Annotated in this window: 14 protein-coding genes and 1 tRNA gene; 4 read left to right on the top strand and 11 right to left on the bottom strand. The window is 40.4% G+C overall.

Annotated features, from left to right (window positions below):
• Together TOL9009_RS39265 and TOL9009_RS0115300 are read right to left on the bottom strand one after the other, a co-directional pair.
• On the bottom strand, positions 1 to 412 hold a 412-nt coding region (locus TOL9009_RS39265), incomplete at its 3' end, for a helix-turn-helix domain-containing protein (protein ID WP_038296369.1).
• A 43-nt stretch (positions 413 to 455) separates the two neighbouring features.
• Positions 456 to 641, bottom strand: a complete 186-nt coding sequence (locus TOL9009_RS0115300) for a hypothetical protein (protein ID WP_029633575.1) — start codon at positions 639 to 641, stop codon at positions 456 to 458.
• A gap of 1,089 nt (positions 642 to 1,730) precedes the next feature.
• Between TOL9009_RS0115300 and TOL9009_RS45700 the strand changes: the two genes are divergently transcribed.
• Complete coding sequence (locus tag TOL9009_RS45700; RefSeq protein WP_144238248.1) at positions 1,731 to 1,961, top strand: hypothetical protein; 231 nt, start codon at positions 1,731 to 1,733, stop codon at positions 1,959 to 1,961.
• A gap of 923 nt (positions 1,962 to 2,884) precedes the next feature.
• Here TOL9009_RS45700 and TOL9009_RS0115285 read toward each other — a convergent pair.
• Together TOL9009_RS0115285 and TOL9009_RS0115280 are read right to left on the bottom strand one after the other, a co-directional pair.
• Positions 2,885 to 2,956 (bottom strand) — tRNA-Cys (locus tag TOL9009_RS0115285).
• A gap of 349 nt (positions 2,957 to 3,305) precedes the next feature.
• A complete protein-coding gene (locus tag TOL9009_RS0115280) occupies positions 3,306 to 3,896 on the bottom strand; it encodes a chromophore lyase CpcT/CpeT (protein WP_029633573.1) in 591 nt (196 codons plus the stop codon).
• Positions 3,897 to 4,087: 191 nt separating this feature from the next.
• Here TOL9009_RS0115280 and TOL9009_RS0115275 point away from each other — a divergent pair, with 191 nt between their 5' ends.
• Positions 4,088 to 5,320: a tetratricopeptide repeat protein gene (locus tag TOL9009_RS0115275; protein WP_029633572.1), complete on the top strand. Its 1,233-nt coding sequence runs from the start codon at positions 4,088 to 4,090 to the stop codon at positions 5,318 to 5,320.
• A 177-nt stretch (positions 5,321 to 5,497) separates the two neighbouring features.
• Here TOL9009_RS0115275 and TOL9009_RS0115270 read toward each other — a convergent pair whose 3' ends face one another.
• The 7 genes from TOL9009_RS0115270 to TOL9009_RS0115230 form a co-directional block, all read right to left on the bottom strand.
• On the bottom strand, positions 5,498 to 6,763 hold the full coding sequence (locus tag TOL9009_RS0115270; protein WP_029633571.1) for a glycosyltransferase: 1,266 nt from the start codon (positions 6,761 to 6,763) through the stop codon (positions 5,498 to 5,500).
• A gap of 1,043 nt (positions 6,764 to 7,806) precedes the next feature.
• The gene (locus TOL9009_RS0115255; RefSeq protein ID WP_029633568.1) at positions 7,807 to 9,060 is read right to left on the bottom strand and encodes a glycosyltransferase; all 1,254 of its coding nucleotides are present in this window, start codon (positions 9,058 to 9,060) and stop codon (positions 7,807 to 7,809) included.
• A 124-nt stretch (positions 9,061 to 9,184) separates the two neighbouring features.
• A complete protein-coding gene (locus tag TOL9009_RS0115250; RefSeq protein ID WP_029633567.1) occupies positions 9,185 to 9,652 on the bottom strand; it encodes a DUF2141 domain-containing protein in 468 nt (155 codons plus the stop codon).
• A 211-nt stretch (positions 9,653 to 9,863) separates the two neighbouring features.
• On the bottom strand, positions 9,864 to 10,853 hold the full coding sequence (locus tag TOL9009_RS0115245; RefSeq protein ID WP_029633566.1) for a glycosyltransferase family 2 protein: 990 nt from the start codon (positions 10,851 to 10,853) through the stop codon (positions 9,864 to 9,866).
• A 10-nt stretch (positions 10,854 to 10,863) separates the two neighbouring features.
• Positions 10,864 to 11,868: an NAD-dependent epimerase/dehydratase family protein gene (locus TOL9009_RS0115240; protein WP_029633565.1), complete on the bottom strand. Its 1,005-nt coding sequence runs from the start codon at positions 11,866 to 11,868 to the stop codon at positions 10,864 to 10,866.
• A 226-nt stretch (positions 11,869 to 12,094) separates the two neighbouring features.
• On the bottom strand, positions 12,095 to 13,273 hold the full coding sequence (gene devC / locus TOL9009_RS0115235; protein WP_029633564.1) for an ABC transporter permease DevC: 1,179 nt from the start codon (positions 13,271 to 13,273) through the stop codon (positions 12,095 to 12,097).
• A gap of 126 nt (positions 13,274 to 13,399) precedes the next feature.
• A complete protein-coding gene (locus TOL9009_RS0115230; RefSeq protein ID WP_029633563.1) occupies positions 13,400 to 14,599 on the bottom strand; it encodes an ABC exporter membrane fusion protein in 1,200 nt (399 codons plus the stop codon).
• Between the two features lie 1,391 nt (positions 14,600 to 15,990).
• On the opposite strand from TOL9009_RS0115230, the gene TOL9009_RS0115225 reads away from it, so the two are divergent.
• Together TOL9009_RS0115225 and TOL9009_RS49360 are read left to right on the top strand one after the other, a co-directional pair.
• A complete protein-coding gene (locus TOL9009_RS0115225) occupies positions 15,991 to 21,375 on the top strand; it encodes a type I polyketide synthase (protein ID WP_029633562.1) in 5,385 nt (1,794 codons plus the stop codon).
• 97 nt (positions 21,376 to 21,472) lie between these two features.
• The gene (locus TOL9009_RS49360) at positions 21,473 to 21,604 is read left to right on the top strand and encodes a hypothetical protein (RefSeq protein WP_260675899.1); all 132 of its coding nucleotides are present in this window, start codon (positions 21,473 to 21,475) and stop codon (positions 21,602 to 21,604) included.
• Positions 21,605 to 21,611: the final 7 nt, after the last annotated feature.

The following is a 21,611-nucleotide window of genomic DNA, read 5'->3' as shown; positions in this document are numbered from 1 at the left end:
TTGATGTTGCGATGGAAACTACAATACCCAGTGTGACTAGATGTGCCGCAATATCGCTACAACTCCACCTCGCCAACGGTATATCAAAATCTGTTGGTTTGCTGCAAGCGATCGCTGTGACTTGTGCTTTTACAATCGCTTGAAACAAACAAGGACGACCAGAACGTGGGGCTTCTTCCAAGCTACGAGTTTGACACCAGCGTTTGCGCCACTTACGTACCAGACCAGATGAACACCCTATATCTCCAGCAATTTCAGCATCCGTCCAATCTGGATTTTCCTGAACTTTTATGATGATTTTTGCTCGTCTAGCTTTGCTTTGTCCTGTTTTACGCGCAAGTGCTTGTTGTTGCAACAGCTTTTTTTCTTCTTCCGTTAATTGCACCCTATAAGTTTTTTGCCGACCAATCATAATACTGAATGGTTGAGAGATGTTTATTATGCTTACCCTACACTCAACAAATTTCTCTTGTCAATTCGCTACGAACTTGTGCAAAGCTGTACTTAGTTGTAGCTTCGGCTCCATAATAGGGATGGCTTAACAAGGTTGTAGCAATGCGGAGGTACTCTACTTCTACTTTATCTCTACCAAAGACCTCTAGGTATTTATCAAAGTAAACTATAGCTTGACCTCTAGTCAAAACACCTTGCTTAATCCAGAGTTTAATAGCCTTCTGTCAGCACAGCACAAACACCCCATAAAGCCTTGAAAAGCTTACCCAGTAAGGAAGTTTGGTTGCAGCATGAAGACTGCCGAGGAGTGGAGCCAACTTGAGTGGTGAAGTGTGATCAATAAGTCCTTACCCAGTAAGGTTTTTCAGCGATTATAAGGTTCCTGAAGTGTGATCGCTTGACTTCCATAACACCAGATTCTCTGGTATTTAAGACTTTAATATCTCTTAGTCTCTGGTAAATCTTTGATAAGAGGAGTATGGAAGATATTTAGGGTAGTTGGAGGTAGGGAAAATCTGAAATCTTTACCAGCAAAGGCTTGTAAGCTTTTCGGGTGCGTTTGGGAAAATCTTAAGTTAGCAAGTAATGTTGATATTGCTTTGTCGCTTGAGTAGTGGGAATGCCGAGGGGTTAACTAAGGATACCTACACTTCCTTAATATACCTTGGCGGGGTTAAATCAGAGTTAATAGGCGCTAATCAGAGATAATCAGAGATAACCGGGGATTCTTCAGTTCACTAATCGGCTCCCCTAGTTCGCTACTCAAGACCACTTCAGAGTTATGCTAACCCATAAGAATACCCGGTGAGTATAAATACTTACCGGGTTATCCTTTAGAGCCAACCTTGTAAACCAACCGCAACCGAGGGTGATCAAGTATATATAGTCCCACTGGTGATATCAGCACTGCTACATCAAAGGTTAGCCCCTGTCCATTGACCTTGGTTATTTTCCCGAATAGATTAGATAAGTAATATCGGATACTAGTAAGTTTAATGCTAGATAAATACCTAAACCTTATTCAGAAGTACCCTAAGAGATTAGCTATCGGCGGTGGGTTATGGCTTTTAATATGCTTAGTAAGTATGATAAGCTCACCTAAAACAGAGCAGCACAGGATACAGGAACAAACTCAAAGCCAAAACCCATTAAGTGATTCATCATCTGATGTAAATACTGAACCATTTGATAGGTCTAAATGTAAGGTTTATTATGCTGGTGTGTTATTGGGCGCTAATGTGTTCTGGTTCAAACATGGCTCCGGTGGGACATACTTAATGTTTACAGATAGTGATCAGTTGGTCGATAGGTATCAAAACAGAGGTATGGGCATTTGGTTAACTAAATCGGATTTCCTAAATCTACTAGGTAATGACCTAATGCAGCAGATGGAACCAGAGGTGAAGGAAGTATTTGCTAGGAGACTTGATGGCGCTAGTTATGTGGCTGTAGTGGATGATAGCTTGACTACCAAAGCAATAGGCTCTGCGAATATCTGTGTAAGGTAATGCTGATTTGTAAACTAAGACTTGGCTAATACCGCTGTGGTAGTCCAGTTACATAAGTTGCATCTAGGGTTACATCAGGTTACATCCCCATGTAACCGCTGTAACCCTTATTTAGCTTAAGGTCTAGGCTCTAGGTTACATAGTTACATCTAAAAAGTCCTAAGCTTGTATGTAGTAGTCTGGGTGTTATCTCTTCAAGGAAAATGATGTAACTATGTAACCTAAAGGCTGAAAGCTATACCCTCTAGGTATCCTAGCGGTTACATTTTCCTAAAAATAATGTAACCCGATGTAACCTTTTAAGTAACCATAGCTAGAAGCCTTACTGCATAAGCATTATAAAGGTTACACCAGTCTAAACCGATGTAACCTTTGGCTAGTTATTTGGTTTTTAGTTCCCTACGCTTGACCTCTGGATATCTTTCTGTCCTCAACTAATGTTTCAAGAGGGGTCTGCCAGTCATCAAGCTTGGGAGACCAGGTATGCCAACCATCTGCACAAAACTTAGCCATGACGGGTTTACTAGCAGTCTTCATAGTACCCTTGGAAATCTGAAATCTCTTCTGTCAGACTAATGAGAATACTAAGACTCTAATAGGAAACCATAAGCGCACTGGGGGGGTAACATTTGTCTTAGTAACTCTTATCTCTTTTAAGGAAAGTTCTAAAGATACTAAGACAATAACCCCGACAATCCTCAATAGCCTTGTTGTGGGGTTAAATGGGAGATAATCGGAGCTAACTAGAGATAATAAGAGTTAATCGGTAATCCTTCAGTTGACTAGTTGTAGGGTTCTGCGGTTGAGGGGAGTCTGGGACTTTCGGGGGCTATGATCACTAGTTAACTGCCTTGGCTATCAGTTTGGCTATCAGTTATCCCTGTTAAGCTGTTTTTAGAAGTTCTAAAAGGCTAGGAGCCTTAAGGCGCCACCCGGATTTGAACCGGGGGATGGAGGTTTTGCAGACCTCTGCCTTACCACTTGGCTATGGCGCCGCATTTATGTTTACTGCTTGTCTACTTTCTTTGCTTTTTTCAATAGCAGTTGAGTAGCCATGCGAAATGAGTACTTAACTATTATAATGCAATTCTACATCGATTACAACAGGAGCAGCAAAGAGGATTTGACACCAGAATAGTAGTCGCTACTCCAATTAAGGCGATCGCTCTGACTTTTTGTCAGCAAAGAGTGAAAGTTTGTGGACTCTACCCAAGAATCACAGTTACAAAGAGTGCTGGGAATGTCAAGACCTTCTGTAATTCAAGTGCATACAACGTTAAGAGTTAACAGTTGCTAGTTTCAAACTGGAAAGAGCGCAATTTTTCACTCATAACTCATAACTTTTTATACTTTCACCTCATCCGCAAAACTGCCCCAACGGACAAAGTGAAATGCTCCGGCAACAGATCCCCAAATATGCTCATCGGTTTCTGGGTCTCGTCCTCGGTCAAGACTAATAAATTTCTCGGTGTCGATTTCAAATTCACTATCAAGATAGGTGTTTTTGTTGTTGCGAAAGACCATGCAACCTTTACCTGATTCAACTTTGCCTTTGAAGCTGTTACCAGTCCACTCAACAATCATATTGCAGCCTGGTAATTTTTCTAAATCGTTGACGGTTAACTGTTGCAGAAGTTGCAGGTTACGGGAGGCACCGTAAAACTTTTGTTCTTCCTTAACAGTATAATTTTCGATTTCGATGTGTGAGCCTGCATTCAGCAACTTCAATACCCGCAAGCGATAGGGGTCATTGAGCATATAATCATAAGCTTGCTCCACAAACAAACCTACCCCTGATAAGACTTCTAACGGCAAGGGACGCATACATACGCGAATATGAGCAAAAAAAGGCGGATTTTCAAAAGCTTGTTCTTGATTACTAAAATCAGCCGCCATCCAGCGAGCTAAAGTGGCAATATCAGTAGAATGTGTCATTACAGATGATAAACCGATTGCTTGAAAATAATTTACGAGTTCTTTCAGTATTGTAAAACTTATGGTTGCTTATATTTATGGAGAATACGATCGCTTATTTTCGTCAATATCTAGGGATTGGGCAATGGGAGATTTTTTCCATGCCCTATGCCCCATGCCCGATACAATTTATATCAAGGCGAGATAAAATTATGCTACGGCGCTTAAGTGTGACAATTACTGCTGCTATAATTTTGCAGTTTTGCAGTTCTTTGACTTTGGCAGAGACAAAAAAGCCTGCACAACCGGATAAATTTCCACCTAGTCCGCTGGAGATTACCATACCCGATCCACTGCTACCGCGTAAACCTACTAAAAAACAGCCGTTATCTGTTATTGAACAGCAAGATTTGACTGTAGCGGTGGATAATTTGAATCAGGAAGCAGCGGCTAAATTGCAAGCTGGAGACAAGATGGGAGCGTTTGATATTTGGAACCGGGAACTGCGTTTACGTCGTTATTTGGGTTCATTAACAGAAGTGCAAGCGCTGTCACGGGTAGGTGCGATCGCCTGGAATGAAAACAATCGCCCAGAAATATTCTATATTATGCAGCGATTGCAAACGATTCAAAAGCAGGCTCAAAAGCAAAAAACACCATCTACAACAACAGTTGACGTAGAACTTTGGCGATCGCTGGCGATGGCGTATACTGGTTTGCGATCGCCTAAAGAAGCAGTCCAAGCTTACGATCAAGTTTTAGCCGCAGTCCGACAAAACAATGATACTGCTGCCGTTGTCGAAACCCTCAAAACAATGGGGGAACTGCACATGAGTTGGTTTGATTACACCAAAGCTGCCGACACTTATGAACAATTGTTAAATTTAGCGGCAAAAAGTGGCGATCGCACTAATCAGTTAGCATACCTGCAACAGCTAGCTTACATTTACCAACAAGGACAACAACCACAGCAATCAATCAAAATACGCAATCAGTTGTTAGAAGCTTACCAAAGTGAAAATAATTTAATTCAGATACCAGAATTAAAGCTAGCGATCGGCTCAGATTACCAATCCCTAGCCAAAGAAAATCCAACTTTACTCCCAGAAGCTTTCAAAAACTATCAAGAAGCTTATACCACAGCTTGGCAACAAGAACAATATGTTACTGCTGGCGAAGCTTTACAAAAATTAATCGCCCTATACCGTTCCCAAGGACAAACAGAAGAAGCTTTGCAAACTGGGCAAATTTTGGTACAGACACAAGAGAAAGCCGTCAACTTTTACGGCATGATGAAGGCTTACGACCAAATTGGGCAAATTTATCTAGAACGCAAAGAGCCGACTCTTGCACTAACAGCCTTTCAAAAAGGGCTGGAATTAGCGCAACAACTCAAGTATGACGAAGCTTATTTTACCGAGCAGATTCAGAAATTGTCAAAGTAATGGAATGGGGAATGGGGAATGGGGAATGGGGAATGGGGAATGGGGCATTGGGCATTGGGCATTGGGAATAGAAAGAAATTGTCCCCTTGTCCCCTTGTCCCCTTGTCCCCTTGTCCCCCTTGTCCCCTTGTCCCCTTGTCCCCCTTGTCCCCTTGTCCCCTTGTCCCCCTCCTCTTTTTAGGCAGCCTTTACCTCAACCCGATTCGAGGCTTGAACAACTTCATAGAGTTTATCTTCAAATTTTTGCGAACATGCAGCCCAATCAAAATCAAGTATGGATGGGCGTGCTTGCCGTGTCAATTCTTCTTTGAAAGCGGGATTTTCCAGGATTGCAATTACCTTTTCGGCGAAATCTTTTGCGTTATTCGGTTCGGCTAGCAAACCGTTGACACCGGGAGATACCTGCTCTGTAGTTGAAGGTGCGTAAGCAGCAACAACCGGGGTTCCGGAAGCTAAAGCTTCGTTAGTGGTGGTGCAGAAGTTTTCTGTGACGGAGGGGTTGACAAATATATCTGCTCGTGCAAACCAGCCTAACAGTTCTTTTCCGTGGGACTCACCCCAGATGGTAACACCAGATTTAAACTTTTGAGCGCGTCTTTTGACTTCTTCATCAGCCGGACCACTACCAACGATGACTAGATGAACGTTAGGAATTTTAGCAGCAATGAGTGGAAATGCGTCTAAAAGTTGGGTGACATTCTTTTCTGGGGTAATGCGTCCGACAAAAAGTAGTGTTGGGCGATCGTCGTTAGGAATTGGGTTATAAATGATGTTTTGGGGATGAAATTTTTCGCAATCAATACCTTGATAAGGTAAATATTCACTGCGTTGAGAATTCAAGCTTTGGTACTTTTTCAATTGTTCCCGCGAAGAAAAGTAATTGACGTCATAAGCGTCACTCATCTGCTTAACCAAAGTGGGAAGAATTGGACGAAATAAGTTGAAAATTACGTCTCCCAAGTAATATCGAATATAAGCAATGATATCGGTATGGAAAACAGATATGATTGGTGTGCCGGTTCGCTTTGCATATTCGGTTCCAATGGGACGACCGTAACCTTGCAAGAAAAGCGAGTAACATCCTCTCATTTGCGGTGCTTCTTCAACCACTACAATGTCAGGCTGGAATTTTTCCAACAACTCAGTATCACTCCAATACCGATTGTGCATCGGTTGCGGAAGAGACTTGTATAACATCAACGGTTGTGATGGAAATGCATAAGAAGAAAATTTCGGAAAAACTGTTAATTCTTCTAACCCAGCCATCGGACGCGAGCCAACATTTTTGGGGTACTTGTCGTTAAATTCTGGATGAATAAGAAAGACTTCGTGTCCTTGCTGTAATAACCAGCGAACTCGCTGATGTACTGCAATGGAAACTCCTGTCAGGAAGGGAGCATACAATCCTGTCAACAGCGCAATGCGAAGCGGTTGCTTTTTCATAATTCCAATAAAGAAAGAGTATTTTTTATCAGAGAGAAACTACGATCGCTCTAATAAAAGTTGGACTTAGGATTTACGCATTGACACAGATTTCAAATTGTACAGAGTATTTATGCTCTGCTCCCCCGTATTGAGCGCTTCAGCGCTCAATAATTGAGCATTTACTCACTACAAACTCAATATTTCTATTCTTATCGCTCTTATACCATTTCTCTATGAAGATGCATTTTATAGCCTGCGCTCGTCTGGCTTTGTTCTTGTAGCCGCGAGTTTACTTGTCGGGTTATTAAATGCAACGTTACAGAGAATTGGTATTACTACCGTATCGACATCAACTAATACCAATTATTTGTGAAGCTGGATAGAATTTGACCCCACCCCGATCAGCCCCTCCCCGCAAGTTATTAGGGGAAAATCCGGTTCCCTCCCCGCAAGCAGGGAGGGTTAGGGTGGGGTTCTTTCTATGCGTCTTCATATTAAATTGGTATAAGGCAACTACCTTGTAGGAATTATTTAATTCTAAGACGGTTTGGACAATAGAACTGCATTTGAAACTGCAATTTTTGTGTCCTATTGTCAAATAACTAATTTGGATATTGTTTGCTTGTTGCTTCTGAATAGTATCGCTAATTTGGACATTTTTAATTACCTCTACGCAATAGATTTGCAAAGGTGAGTTAATAGTGCGATATTCAGCGGCTTTGTTGTTAATGCCTCAGCGGTAAAATTAGGGAAAGACTGTAATAACCATAAAATCCACTGGTGTACAGCAACGTAAATCGCCAATAACAAAATGGTAGCCAATCCTGTTAAAATTACCGTGCGAAGAGATTGCTTTTTCATGGAAGGAAATATTTCAAAAAAATGCTGCTTTTGGTGCGGATGGATTGAGGATTTACGCAGCAAATATTTGATGAAAACTATCATGTATCTGCGCTAATGGTTACAGATACGTTTATATTTATAAATTATGCATTTACAAATAGGGGAATTTCTGATTTTTGGGAGATGTTTTCAGCGTATTTTAAGCACTTCAGTGCTTACTACAACGAAAGTTCACTTTCATCAGATTCATCGGAAAGTTCATAAGGCTGGTATTTTAATAAGCGGATGTTCCAAGGACTTTTCACTTCATAAGTAACACCGCGCCAATTGACTGTTGATGTCCGCAAAGATGATAAAAATGCTAATCCATAAACCCATTGTGTTAGGGGAATTGCTATCAACATTTTTATGAGGGTGACAAGTGATAATTTTATCGTGGTTTTATCTGGAAAATGAATTGCTTCGTGTACGCCTTTTTCTAATCCCAGCATGAGAAAAAGTAAGCCAATGGTATAGATAATGAAGCTGCTAAAGCATAAAGATGCTGCGTCAGATTCTCCGCTCAAAAACGCTACTAAACCTAATATAATGACGAGAGTAGGAACTAAGATACTAGAAACAACATCACCAATCACCGCTGACCATAAAGGATGATAAAGTCGAGAAGAAAGTAGTTGGCGTTGCAGAGAATTGAGTAAGCTGGGTAAATCGCATTCTTCCCGATTCAACATCAAAGAAGGAACAAATTTAACTTGCATTTTCTGTTTTTTTAAAACTTTGCATATCAGCTTATCTTCGTTTAAAGCTTGTCCCCATTTATCTAGTAGTCTTGTTTCTCGGAATAGTTCTGTTTTTAGCGCTAAATTACCACCCCAAGGAATGCCGAAAAGGAACATCTGCACAACGTTGGATATGTTGCCTTGGTAGCGTACCATAGATCCCCAATAGTTACCGGTGGGTACGTACCAACGGTTGCCAGTTGTGACGCCTATTTTGGGATGAGTTAGAGGAGTGACTAATTCACGCAGCCAATTGGGATGGGCTATACTATGGCTGTCGATTAGGGCAACAAATGAGTAGGAATCGTCCAATTCAGAGATAGCTTGCACTAGGGAACTGCATTTGAGACTGCAATTTTGGCGCCGCATTTTTAAAGGGCTGATTTGGACGTTGGTTGTTGTTTGTTGGCTGATATCAGTGGCTATTTTCCAAGCTGGATCTTCGTAACTATCCACAATTAATTTTAAATCATACTGTGGATATTTTTGGTTTAAGAGCGATCGCAAACAATCAGACAAAAACGGATCGGCTCCGCGTAAGCAAAGAATTACTGCTGTTTTCGGCAACTGGTCATCTGCTAAGATGTTTTTGCTCTTTGAGTGCAAGTAAAACAAAAAAGCAACCGCTAAAAACATCTGTATAGCTAGCCAACCCAGTAAAGATTTAGACAGGAATATTGCCAAATCTATCATTAAATTTATTCCCTTTAAATGTGGTTAGAACTTACGCACTTGTTATGAGAAAACAAGACTTTGAGATTGCTTCCTTGCGTCGCAATGACGGAAATACGTAGTTCGTGCGTAAGTCCTGGTGGTTTTATGGATCGAGTCCATATTTCATGTCTATGTTGACTGTGGTATTTTTCAAGAGTGAAAAACGAGCTTTGCTAAATTTTGGCGTACCCGTTGTGATTGATACTGTGGGATTATTGGAAATACCAAAGCCTTCTTTAGGGATGCCAAAAAAGTCTCTATTAAGTTGGCGATCGCCATTTTGATCGTCAACTACAGCAACAGCATAATTTCCCGGCTTCATGCCAGTAAATTGCTGTTTTATAGAAGTGCCTGTAATTTTTTTGCAAGCACTTTTTACAACATTTTTTGTACTTAAAGGAAACCCTTTTTCATTTGAGTAAATTCCTATGCACAACTGACCTTTTTGATGTTCTATGCCATTAACTACTACAGTAAGTGTTGTATTTGGTTGGGCATTTGCTGTTTTAGTAAAGCTAGCACTTACCAAAATAGCGATTAACAAAGAACTAATTTTAGATAACTTCAACATCAGTTATCGCTCCTGAATAGGTAATTTTTGCAATTAATTTGTAGAGGCACAATATGGTGTGCCTCATTACTTTTATAGCGATTCCTACATTCATGAGGTACAGAATATTGAATTAACCGCAGATCAAGATAGATAAACGCGGATGGACGCAGATAAATTTGTACCTCAGCAGACTAGGAAACACTATATTACACGCAAACAAAAACTGTTATTAAGAAAAAGTTTTTATTTGCTGTTTTTGAATGGAATAATTTCTCCAACGATTCCAAAACATATGAGCGGCTTTTGTCAAATCTTTAATTAAAAAAGATTCATTACCTCTCAACTTTTTGTATAAACTAATATGACAACATATTCGTTGATACAAATTCATGGGAAACAGCCATACAGAAAGAGTATATTCCCATAATATTCGCCAATGTGGAAATATAATTTGTCCTTCATTTGCCGAATCTAACCATACTGACCACCCGTAAAAATCAGGTATCATACTCGATGAGTATTGTGTATTGTTGTTAGTAAACGACAAATAATCGGGGAAAAACATACTCATTGATTGTTGCGGATGGATTCTGGCAAAAAACAGGCGATCGCTAATTTCATAAAACTTGCCAATCATCCCCAGTCTTAACAAGAAAATTCCATCTGCAAGACCATAACTTCCCATCGACGGTGTTATTCTTAAAGCACTTGCACGTATTACTCCGTAACATTGATAACATAAGTGCTTAGTCAGAAGTTCATGAAAACGCTCTTGGGGTTTTGCTGAATCTGTTTTCAGTTTGATATCATATGTGCGTAAGATATCACTGTTTTCGTCAATCAAGTATGCTTGAGAGTGACACAAAACTATTGTAGGGTCTTTATCAAGTATTTCAATGCACCTAGCGAGAAAATCTGAAGCATGTAAATCATCATAAGCTGCCCACTTAAAATACTCCCCCGTAGACAATTGAAAAACTCGATTGAAGTTAGGAGCGCACCCAATATTTCTTTCATTACGGTAATAACGGATGCGTTTATCTTGAGCAGCGTATGTTCTACAAATTTCCTCTGTCTTGTCTGTTGATGCGTTATCGCAAATAATTAACTCAAAATCAGCAAAAGTTTGAGCCAAAAGTGAATCTATCGCTTCAGTGAGAAATTTTTCCCCATTATATACAGGTAGTCCAATACTCAATCGCGGCTGATTTTTGCTCATAGGATTACGCTTATTTCACGATTTTTTGCAAATCCGTCTTATCGATCCATTCTTGTGTGCGTCGCATTCCTTCTGCTAAGTTAATTGTTGGTTGATAATTTAACAGAGTTTGGGCTTTAGTAATCGAATAGGCATAGGGACGGCTCATAAAATCTATAGATTCAGGCAGAATATCTGGTTCTTTCCGAAACAGTTTCTGTCCTTGACAGCGCAACTTGACAAATAATTTAATTTCATCCTTGGACATAGAAAAAGGTGCAGGTGCTTTGGCTACTTCTGCTAAGTGCATGAAATAGTCTTTCCAAGAAGTTTCTTGTCCGTCAGTGATATTAAATATTTCTCCATGTGCTTCTTTTTCTATAGCTAAAAACATGGCATGAATCAAGTTATCTAGATATACATGATTCATAATTCCCTGACCATCGTTTACGTAAGCAAATAGTTTTTGACGCATCAATAAAAGTGGTCGAACTATCCAAGGAATACTTCCTGGTCCATAAACTTCACCTGGTCTAATGATGATGATGCCAAAGTCTGGGGGAGAATTTAGTTCTAAAAGTGCTGTTTCTGCTTCTATTTTAGTTTCGCAGTAGGCATTATTTTCGCCGTGAAGGGGTCCATCTTCGGTCACGCGATCGGGATAGTTGAAACCGTAAACTAAACCACTGGAAAGATGCACAAAGGTTTTAACACCAGCTTTTTTAGCAGCTTTAGCTATGTTGACGGTTGCCTTAACATTTATCTCTCGAAAACGGTCGATTGCACCAGCTTCTTTGGCAAGTTCGGCTGTATGAAAAACTATGTCTACTTCTTCACAAGCAGCTTCGGCAACAGCAGCATGATTAATATCACCTACCATCACCTCAGCACCCAATTGTTGTACTTTTTTTAGGTTATCTGGAGAACTTTGCAATCCCCGAACATTCATTCCTTGCGCTATGGCTAATTCCGCAGCACGCAAGCCGATAAATTGGTCAATACCAGTGATGAGAATGGTTTTATTTTGGAGGTTCATTGTTAGTTGATGGTTGATGGTTGATGGTTGATAGTTGATGGTTGATGGGTGTTAGTTGATGGGTGTTAGTTGATAGTTGATGGGTGTTAGTTGATGGTTGATGGTTGATAGTTGATGGTTGATGGGTGTTATATTAACAACTTCCCACTAACAACTAACCCTTAACAACTATCCACTAACAACTATCCATTAACAACTAACCACTTCCCACTAACAACTATCCAATTTAAAAAATGTCTGCTGGGTCTGCGGAGCGGAGTTTATTAATTGCAAGTGTTCCAGAAGTAATACACATTAAAACTGTTGAAATCAATACAATTAGTGCATTATTCAAAGTCATCCTTATTGGCAAATTAGTAGCTTTAACTGCAAAATCGTATAAACCTAAGGAAAAAGCAAATCCCGGAATATAACTGAGAATTGCTAATATTAAAGCTTGTTGAAAAACTACACTTAATAAATAATTATTCGCATAACCTATAGCTTTTAAAGTGGCGTAAGCAACGAATTGAGTAGCAATATTACTGTAAAGAATTTGATAGACGATGACCACACCAACAACAGAAGCCATTGTTAGCATCAGGTTAAGGATAAAGCCAATTGGTGTTCTAATTGACCAATAATTTTTCTCAAAGTCAATAAAGCCTTGGTGAGTAAATATTTGGACATCATCAGGTAATTCTGCTCGCAAATTTGCCAAAACTGCTTCTGCATCAACACCAGGTTTAAGGGTAACAACACCCATATCTATCATTTCTGATGTACGGCTATTTGGATCTATTCTAAAGAAAGTTGAGTCACTAACAAGTAAACTTCCATCTACTCCAAAGGAGGGACCAAGGCTGAATAAACCACCCAGTCTAACTCTGTAACCATTTAATGCATTAAAGGGAAATATTTCAATTACTTGTTCTTTGTCTGATTTAGCAAAATTTGCGGCGATCGGTCCAAACTCTGGACGAGAAAGCCGGTCAAAAAGAATCATATCTGGAATTTTGAGTTTATCTAAATTTTGGTCAACTTCCGGTATATTCAAAACATTTCTACCTGGGTCGATACCAATAACATATATTGAGTATTTCTCTCCGGTTTCGGGGTTTTTTAATTTCGCAAATTGTACATAGATAGGGCTAACTGATTCTACACCATCATATCCTAGTGCTTGATACAAACGAGTGCGAGAAAAGCTTTGAGCCGAAGTCAAAGCTTTATATTGAGAACTAACTAAAAATAAATCTCCTCGCAAACTTTGATGTACTGCGGTAGCACTTGAATAAAGTGCATCTTGAAATCCAAGTTGGACGAACATCAGCAGCACAATAAAAGCGATACCTGCTACAGCTACTATAAAACGAACTTTTTGTTGAGCTAACTGAAGCCATGCTAAGGGAATTTTGAATATCATTATTAATTGTTGGTTGTTGGTTGTTGGTTATTGGTTAGCTGTCAACATTTATCCATACTTCCACTAACCCAATAAAATTGTACAGACGCGATTAATCGCGTCTCTACTCCTAACGAATAACTAATGCTACATTTTAATAGCGACATCTACTTGCAAGTTGGTCAAACGAGCAACTCGTTTACTATCTGCTGGATTGTCGAGGCGAATTTTTACTTTAACTATTTTCCGGTCTGTATCCGATCCGGGATTGAGACTGAAGATGTTTTGTTTGTCAACTTGCCAACCAATTTCACTTACAGTACCTTGTAATGGTTGAGAAATTGCGGGACTGGTAATGGTGGCTTTTTGACCGAGACGCACTTTTTGAATATCGGTTTGATAGACTTCTGCGACTACAAACATTTGCGATATTTTACCTATTTCTGCAAATCCAGAAGTGCTAATTACTTCTCCGGTTCTGGCATGAATTTTCAAAATCTTTCCATCTATGGGAGATTTTATATAAGTTAAATCCATGTCTGCTTTTGCTTGAGCGATCGCAGTCATGGCACTCTTGACTTCGCTTTGTGCCAATTGAACATCTACAGGACGCACTTCTTGAATGCTTCCCAGTTTGGCTTTTTCTTGTTTTAGCTGGTCATTGAGAGTGTTGGTAGTGCGGTTGAGGGTAGCTTGAGCTTCTTGAAGTTGCTGTTGCACTGTCTTGAGTTGCAAAGTCTTACTATCTAATACTGAAGCTGCGATCGCACCTTCTTTATATAATTTCTGATATCGATTGTCCTCGGATTGAGCATTTTCTAACTGCGCTTGAATCCGAGCGATGGTCGCTTGTTGAGTTGCGGTTTCTCCTTTTAATTGCGACTCTAAATTAGCGATCGCTGCTTTTTGAGCATCGACATCTCCAGATTTAGCTCCTGCTCTTACTTGCCCTAATTTTGCTTGAGCAATTTGCAGTTTGTCTACAGACTGTTGCAAAGCTGATTTACTCCGAGCATAATCTTCTAGCAACGCTAATACTTGCCCTTTCTCAACCTGATCTCCTTCCTTCACTGACAGTTTTTCAACTCGCACACCATTAATTGAATGAGGAGCAGACAAATAAGTTACTTCACCTTCAGGTTCTATCCGTCCTAAGGCTGTAATAGCCACTCTTGCAGGGGCAGTTTTTGGCGGATTTACTGGGGTTTGAACTTTAGACTCAGATACAAATCTTGAAGAACCATAGAAAAATACTAGCCCGGTTGTTGCTGCAATGGAAGCTGCTAAAATTACTCGCCACCGAGCTTCAGGTTTTTTAAATAAGTGGCTTTCTTTGTCTACTGACATATTTTTATCCCAATTTTGCTACGCCAGAGAGTAGCCATTTCGGCTACATTAATTAATTGAAATCGACTTGTCAACTAGGTAGAGACGTTCCGCCGGAACGTCTTTACATCGCAAAGTCTCCTAAATATCCTAAGTTTGTATTAGATAAAAAAATGTGCCCAAAAGTGCGTTACCAAAAAGTCTAAATCTCAATCACAACGAAGCGCCGATGAAATCACTTGGATAAAAGTAAAAATTACAAACTTGTTTTTTAGTTTCGCAAAAATTATTGGTTTTGTCAACTTAATTATTCTCTATAACTCTCAAATTAAAATGTCGTCCAAAATACTAAAAGTATTTTTTGCAGTCTTCATCTAATGACAATAAATGTTCAATATTGTTTATTGACATCTGTAAATAATCTCCTTGCTTTTTCCATTGTAATTGATTCATAAATTTCTCAATATCCAATAGCCGTCCTAAAAATATACCAAATATTCAAAAATATTATGTTTGTTGTGTACTATCAATAAATTCAGAATTGTTTGATAAATAACTTTTTCTATTTGGAAGTTTATTTTTATTTAAACTTGATGATAAACCTGGAATTAATTATGATGTTGTTTTAAAAAGAGCGATTGATGAGTATGCATTATTTGGGTGTATTCATTGAATCTTTATATTAATTTACAAAAAGTTGTTATTTATTTTTTAATCTAGATAAAATAGACGTAGAACCCAAAAATGACAAAATTATCTGATTATCAATAAAAGTCGTAAATTATACTTATGTACCCAACTTTGTTCAAAATTTACATCACTAAAAATCTATTTATTTCCTAAAATTATCCAAAACGAACTATTCCGTTTATTCAAGCTGTGCTAGTGTTTGTATTAATTCAAATGCTTCAAAGCGGTGAGGCGCATAAGTTACTTTCTGAAAATATAAAAAGTAAGAATTGCGAAAAAAAGCCTCATTGTCATCACAAAAACGATAGTTTTATTGTTTTTCCGAGTCTTAGATAAATTCCGATTAAAGGTGATGTTTTTTGTAACGTAATTGTCAACTTTTGGAAGGCGAGTTCTATAAAATGTATTATCCGGGATGTTGAAACTGGCTATGACATTTATCAATCATAAGAACGTGGTTATTAACACCAGCTACGTTGCTGCAATTAGGACTAGACCGATTTCAACAATGTAATCGACCTACTACCACAATATCATTCATTGTATTGCTGTATAGTTTTGTTGCAGCGATCGCCTGTTCAGTAATTACTTGTACAAGCATTAAAAGCATTTAGAACTTCTGAGGATAGCTAGCTGCTTAGAATAGATAGCTCCTGCATTGGTAGGCAATAGAAATTGCTGTAGCTTCACACTCCACAGTACTAAGAAACAGGCTACCTCCTATGTCTGCTTATTCAATTGATACTGCACTTCAGCAGTTGAAAGACCAGATTAACAATTGCGAACAGGCTGTGCTTAAGGTTATAGAGGAGAAAAAAATGAAGTCGGAAAATAAAATGTCAGTCAACAAAATTAACAGACAACTTCAACACAATCCTATAGCCATTATTGGCATGGCTTCTCTATTTCCGCAATCGAAAAACTTACAAGAATACTGGGATAATATAGTTAATAAAATTGACTGCATTACCGATGTCCCCGCCTCACACTGGAACATAGACGAATACTATGACCCAGACCCCAGAACAACCAAAGATAAAACCTACTGCAAACGAGGCGGATTCATTCCCGAAGTTGATTTTAATCCGATGGAATTCGGATTGCCTCCTAACATCTTAGAAGTTACAGATGTTTCCCAATTGCTAAGTTTAGTCGTTGCCAAAGAAGCAATGCAAGATGCCAATTACAGCGAAGTTCGCGAGTTTAATCGCGAGAACGTCGGTGTAGTTTTAGGTGTCGCCCAAGGCGGACAATTAGCAATGCCACTAGCAGCGCGGTTGCAATATCCAGTCTGGGAAAAAGTATTAAAAAGCAGCGGTTTATCTGATGAAGATACTCAAAAAATCGTCGATAAAATCAAAAGCGCTTATGTAAATTGGAACGAAAACGCCTTTCCCGGCATGTTAGGTAATGTAGTCGCCGGCAGAATTGCTAATCGTCTCAACTTTGGCGGGATAAATTGCGTAGTTGATGCAGCTTGTGCGAGTTCATTCGGTGCTTTAAAACTAGCAATTAGCGAGTTGACAGAACATCGCAGCGACATGATGCTGACAGGTGGAGTTGACTTAGATAACTCCGTCATGGCTTACATCTCTTTCAGCAAAACACCGGCGGTTTCTCCTGGGGATAAAGTCAAACCTTTCGATGCTAAATCGGATGGGATGATGCTAGGTGAAGGTATCGGTATGATTTTGCTCAAACGACTGGAAGATGCTGAACGAGACAATGACAAAATCTATGCAGTCATCAAAGGTATCGGCACTTCCAGTGATGGACGGTATAAAAGCATCTATGCACCGCGTCTAGAAGGGCAGGTAAAAGCCTTAGAACGTGCTTATGATGATGCAGGATTTGCACCCGAAAGTATCGGTTTGGTGGAAGCGCACGGTACGGGTACAATGGCAGGCGACCCCACCGAATTCTCGTCCTTGAGAGAGTTTTTTAGTCAAGACAAAAAACAGCATATCGCTCTTGGGAGTGTGAAGTCGCAAATTGGACACACCAAAGCGGCAGCGGGTGCGGCAAGTATAATTAAAACGGCTTTGGCGCTACATCACAAGATATTGCCCCCGACAATCAACATTACCGAACCGAACCCGAAACTAAATATCAAAAATTCGGCGTTCTATTTGAATACCCAAACTAGACCTTGGATTCGGGCAGAAGGTGAACCCCCAAGACGTGCGGGTGTCAGTTCTTTCGGCTTTGGTGGGACTAATTATCACGTTGTTTTAGAAGAACATACTGCCGAGCATATTCGCGCTTACCGCGTACACAATACTCCTAGTGAGGTGGTGCTGTTTGCAGAAACTCACGCACAACTGGTGAGCAAATGTGAAGAGATTTTAGGTAAGTTGCAACTCCCTGATGCAGACAAGCATTATGCAGCACTAATTGCAGAGTGCAAATCCACAGAAATTCCTTTAAATGCGCCTAGAGTCGGATTTGTTGTTGATTCTCTAACACAAGCTGCCAAATTTCTGCAAATTAGTCTCGATTGTTTGAGAAATCGCGCTTCATCTCCAACTTGGGAACATCCCCAAGGAGTATATTACCGCGCTTCTGGTCTTAATTTGAAGGGCAAAGTCGTCTCTCTCTTCTCTGGACAAGGTTCGCAATACCTAGAAATGGGTCGAGAACTGGCGATGAATTTCCCCAGCTTGCGGCGTCTTTATGGCTACATGGATAGTTTGTTGCTGAAAGACAACTTGCAGCCACTTTCAGAAATTGTGTTTCCTCAACCGGTATTTGAAGAAGCAGAGAAAAATGCTCAAGTTGCCGCGTTGCAACGCACAGAATATGCTCAACCTGCAATTGGCGTGTTGAGTGCAGGGATGTATAAAATCTTGCAACAAGCTGGCTTTGAGTCAGATTTCGTTGCCGGACACAGCTTTGGAGAACTCACCGCTTTATGGGCTGCGGGGGTTGTGAGTGAGGAAGACTACTTGTATCTAGTAAAAGCTAGAGGACAGGCGATGGCGGCTCCCCAAGACCCCGATCATGATGCGGGAGCGATGCTGGCTGTCAAAGAAGATATCAGTAAGGTGGAAGCGGTTTTAAAGCACTTTCCCCAAGTGACGATCGCTAATCAAAATTCCCCCAATCAAGTTGTTTTAGCGGGACTAACCACAGAAATCAACAAGGTGCGGCAAGCTTTGCAAGATAAAGGTTACGCGGCTGTTTTGCTACCTGTTTCTGCGGCTTTCCACACACCGCTGATTGCCTTTGCTCAAAAATCCTTTGCGATCGCTAGTAAAACTGTCAGCTTCCACAGTCCGCAAATACCTGTTTTCACCAATGTGACAGGTAAGCTGTATCCCTCAGAACCCCAAGCAATTCACCAAATTTTAGAATCTCACCTCAGCAAATCGGTGCTGTTTAAGCAAGAGATTGAAAATATCTATGCTGCCGGTGGTTACTGCTTTGTGGAATTTGGACCGAGGAGAATTCTTTCTAACTTGGTGAAAGATATTTTAGGCGATCGCCCACATTTAGCGATCGCTTTGAATCCCAGCGCTCAAAAAGATAGCGATCGTTCTTTGCGAGAAGCTGTTGTCCAGTTGCGTGTCGCTGGTTTGTCTTTGAAAAACCTCGACCCCTACCAACTTACTCCCGAAGTTCCCCCTGAGCAGAAAAACAAAGCGCTAATTGTCCGTTTAAACGGCACAAACTATCGCTCTGAAAAAACGAAAAATGCCTTTGCTACAGCTTTGCAAGACGGACATCAAGTAACATTACCCATCAGCAAATCTGAAGATAATGCGCTTCTGGTTCCCGTCTTAACGACTGAAGAAGGGGTGGAAGTAAAGTTAGAAGTGACTACTCCCACACCAGCAGTCATCAAAAGCAACGGACATAATAAAAACGCCGTTCTCAGTGATATTACCACTGTAGAAACTCCTGAGATTCAACCTGTGCTATCTCATCCACCAGTTCTGGAGTCGCATATGCCTAACTCAGAAGAAAAACCTTTAAATTACCAACAGGTTTTAGAAAGTTTAGAGTTCCTCCTGACACAGTTTCAGCAAAATCAAAGCGAAAATTTACAAGTTCACGGAACTTATCTGAATCATCAGATGGAATATGCGAGAACATTTTTCCAACTGATGCAGCAGCAGAATTCTGTGTTTACTAACGGTAACTCTTCACAGTCAGCGTCGGAACTTCTACCAGTTCTCAAGGCAAGTTTAGAGCGTAGCATGATGCAGTTTCACTCTCAACAAGGTGAAACCCTACGCATTCATGAGGAGTATCTGAAGGAACAGGTAGAGTATACCAAGAGCTTTTTCCAACTCATACAGCAAGAGTATGCACAGTTGGTAGGGTCTGGGAATGAGGTAGTTACTGAAGTTACCATCAATCCGCAGCCTGTTGTGGAAGTAGCCGCAGCCAAGGTAGTAGAAACACCACCACAACCTGTTGTGGAAGCAGCCGTAGCCAAGGTAATAGAAACACCACAGCCTGTAGTTGAAGTACCCATTGTCATTACTCCGGTAACACCACCACAGCCTGTAGTTGAAGTCAAGATTGTAGAAACACCACCGCAGCCTGTAGTCGAAGCACCCGCAGCCAAGGTAGTAGAAACACCTCTGCCTGTAGTCGAAGTACCCGCAGTAGTAGAAACACCACAGCCTGTTGTGGAAGCACCCGCAGTCAACGTAAATGTAGCAATCAGCACTCAATCTACATTAGCGACGATAAACTTGACTGAATTGGGTAACAACCTCTTAGCCATTACCAGCGATAAAACAGGCTACCCAGTCGAGATGCTGGAAATGGACATGGATATGGAAGCTGACTTAGGGATTGACTCGATTAAACGAGTAGAAATCCTCGGTGGGTTGCAGGAAATGTATCCTGACTTGCCTAAGCCTAATCTCGAAGAACTAGCAGAAAAACGCACTATCGGTCAAATTGTCGAATATCTGCAATCTCATGCTTCTCAAAAAGTTTCCGTAGAAATAGCTATTCAAGAAGTACAAACAGTTACGGAAGTTCCAGCAATTGTTATTCCTGAACCAGCAGTTACAGAAATCGAAGTCACAAAAACAGTTGAAACAATAGATGCATCACCAGCTAGTGAGATTGCAGACTTAGGTGCAACTTTGTTAGCCATCACCAGTGACAAGACCGGCTATCCAGTAGAGATGTTAGAACTCGACATGGATATGGAAGCTGACTTGGGGATTGACTCGATTAAGCGGGTGGAAATCTTGGGAGCGATGCAAGAAATGTATCCCGATTTACCCAAGCCGAATGTAGAGGAATTGGGAGATTTACGCACCATCGGTCAAATTGTCGATTATCTCCAGAAGCTGGTTGGAGGTGAAAAAAAAAAGTTTCAGTATGAGTCAGACGAAGAATTAGACAACGTTAAACATAATGTGCAACGTCGTCCCGTCCAACTCAAAATTCTGCCCCCCCCCGATTCTTTAGACTTCGATTTACCAGAGGGACACATCTGTTTAATCACCGATGATGGTTCCCTCACTACTTCTCAAGTGGCTGAATTACTGACAGATAAAGGCTGGAAAGTGGTTGTTTTAAGTTTCCCTCAATCGGTTGTTTTCCAAACATCGGTGTTACCAGCAGGAGTGATTAATGTCAAGCTTGCGGATTTAACCGAAGAACATTTGCAACAACAATTGAGTGCGATCGCTCTTAATTATGGCACGATTGGAGCCTTCATTCATCTCAATCCAGCCTTTCAAGTCAGCCACAACGGGAAAATTCCTTATCTTGCAGAAGAAAAGGCGATCGTTAAACACGTTTTTCTGATAGCAAAACATCTGAAAAAATCTCTGAATGAAGCCGCACGTAATGGACGTAGTTTGTTCTGCACCACTGCGCGTCTTGATGGAGCTTTTGGACTGGAACACAAAGTAAATTATGGTCCCATTAGTGCCGGGTTATTTGGATTAACTAAAACCTTGAAATGGGAATGGCAAAAGGTATTTTGTCGAGCGATTGATTTGCATCCTGCTATTAACGCTCAAGAGTCAGCACAATATATCATAGCCGAGCTTCACGACCCGAATAATTGTATTAGTGAAGTTGGATATGGTTCGCAAGGTAGAGTAACTATCGTCAGCGTCGCGAATTGTTAGTGGTTGGTGGTTAGTTGTTAGTGGATAGTTGTTAGTGGATAGTTGTTAGGAGATAGTTGTTAGGGGATAGTTGTTAGGGGATAGTTGTGAGTGGTTAATGCAATACCCATCAACCATCAACCAACCACTATCAACTAACCACTACCAACCATCAACTAACCACTATCCACCATCAACTAACCACTATCCACCATCAACTAACCACTATCCCCTATCAACCATCAACTAACAATAAA

The sequence above is a fragment of the [Scytonema hofmanni] UTEX 2349 genome, assembly GCF_000582685.1.
Classification (GTDB): domain Bacteria; phylum Cyanobacteriota; class Cyanobacteriia; order Cyanobacteriales; family Nostocaceae; genus Hassallia; species Hassallia hofmanni.
Note: the sequence above shows the minus strand (reverse complement) of the source record. Positions and strands in the feature narration are given on the sequence as shown.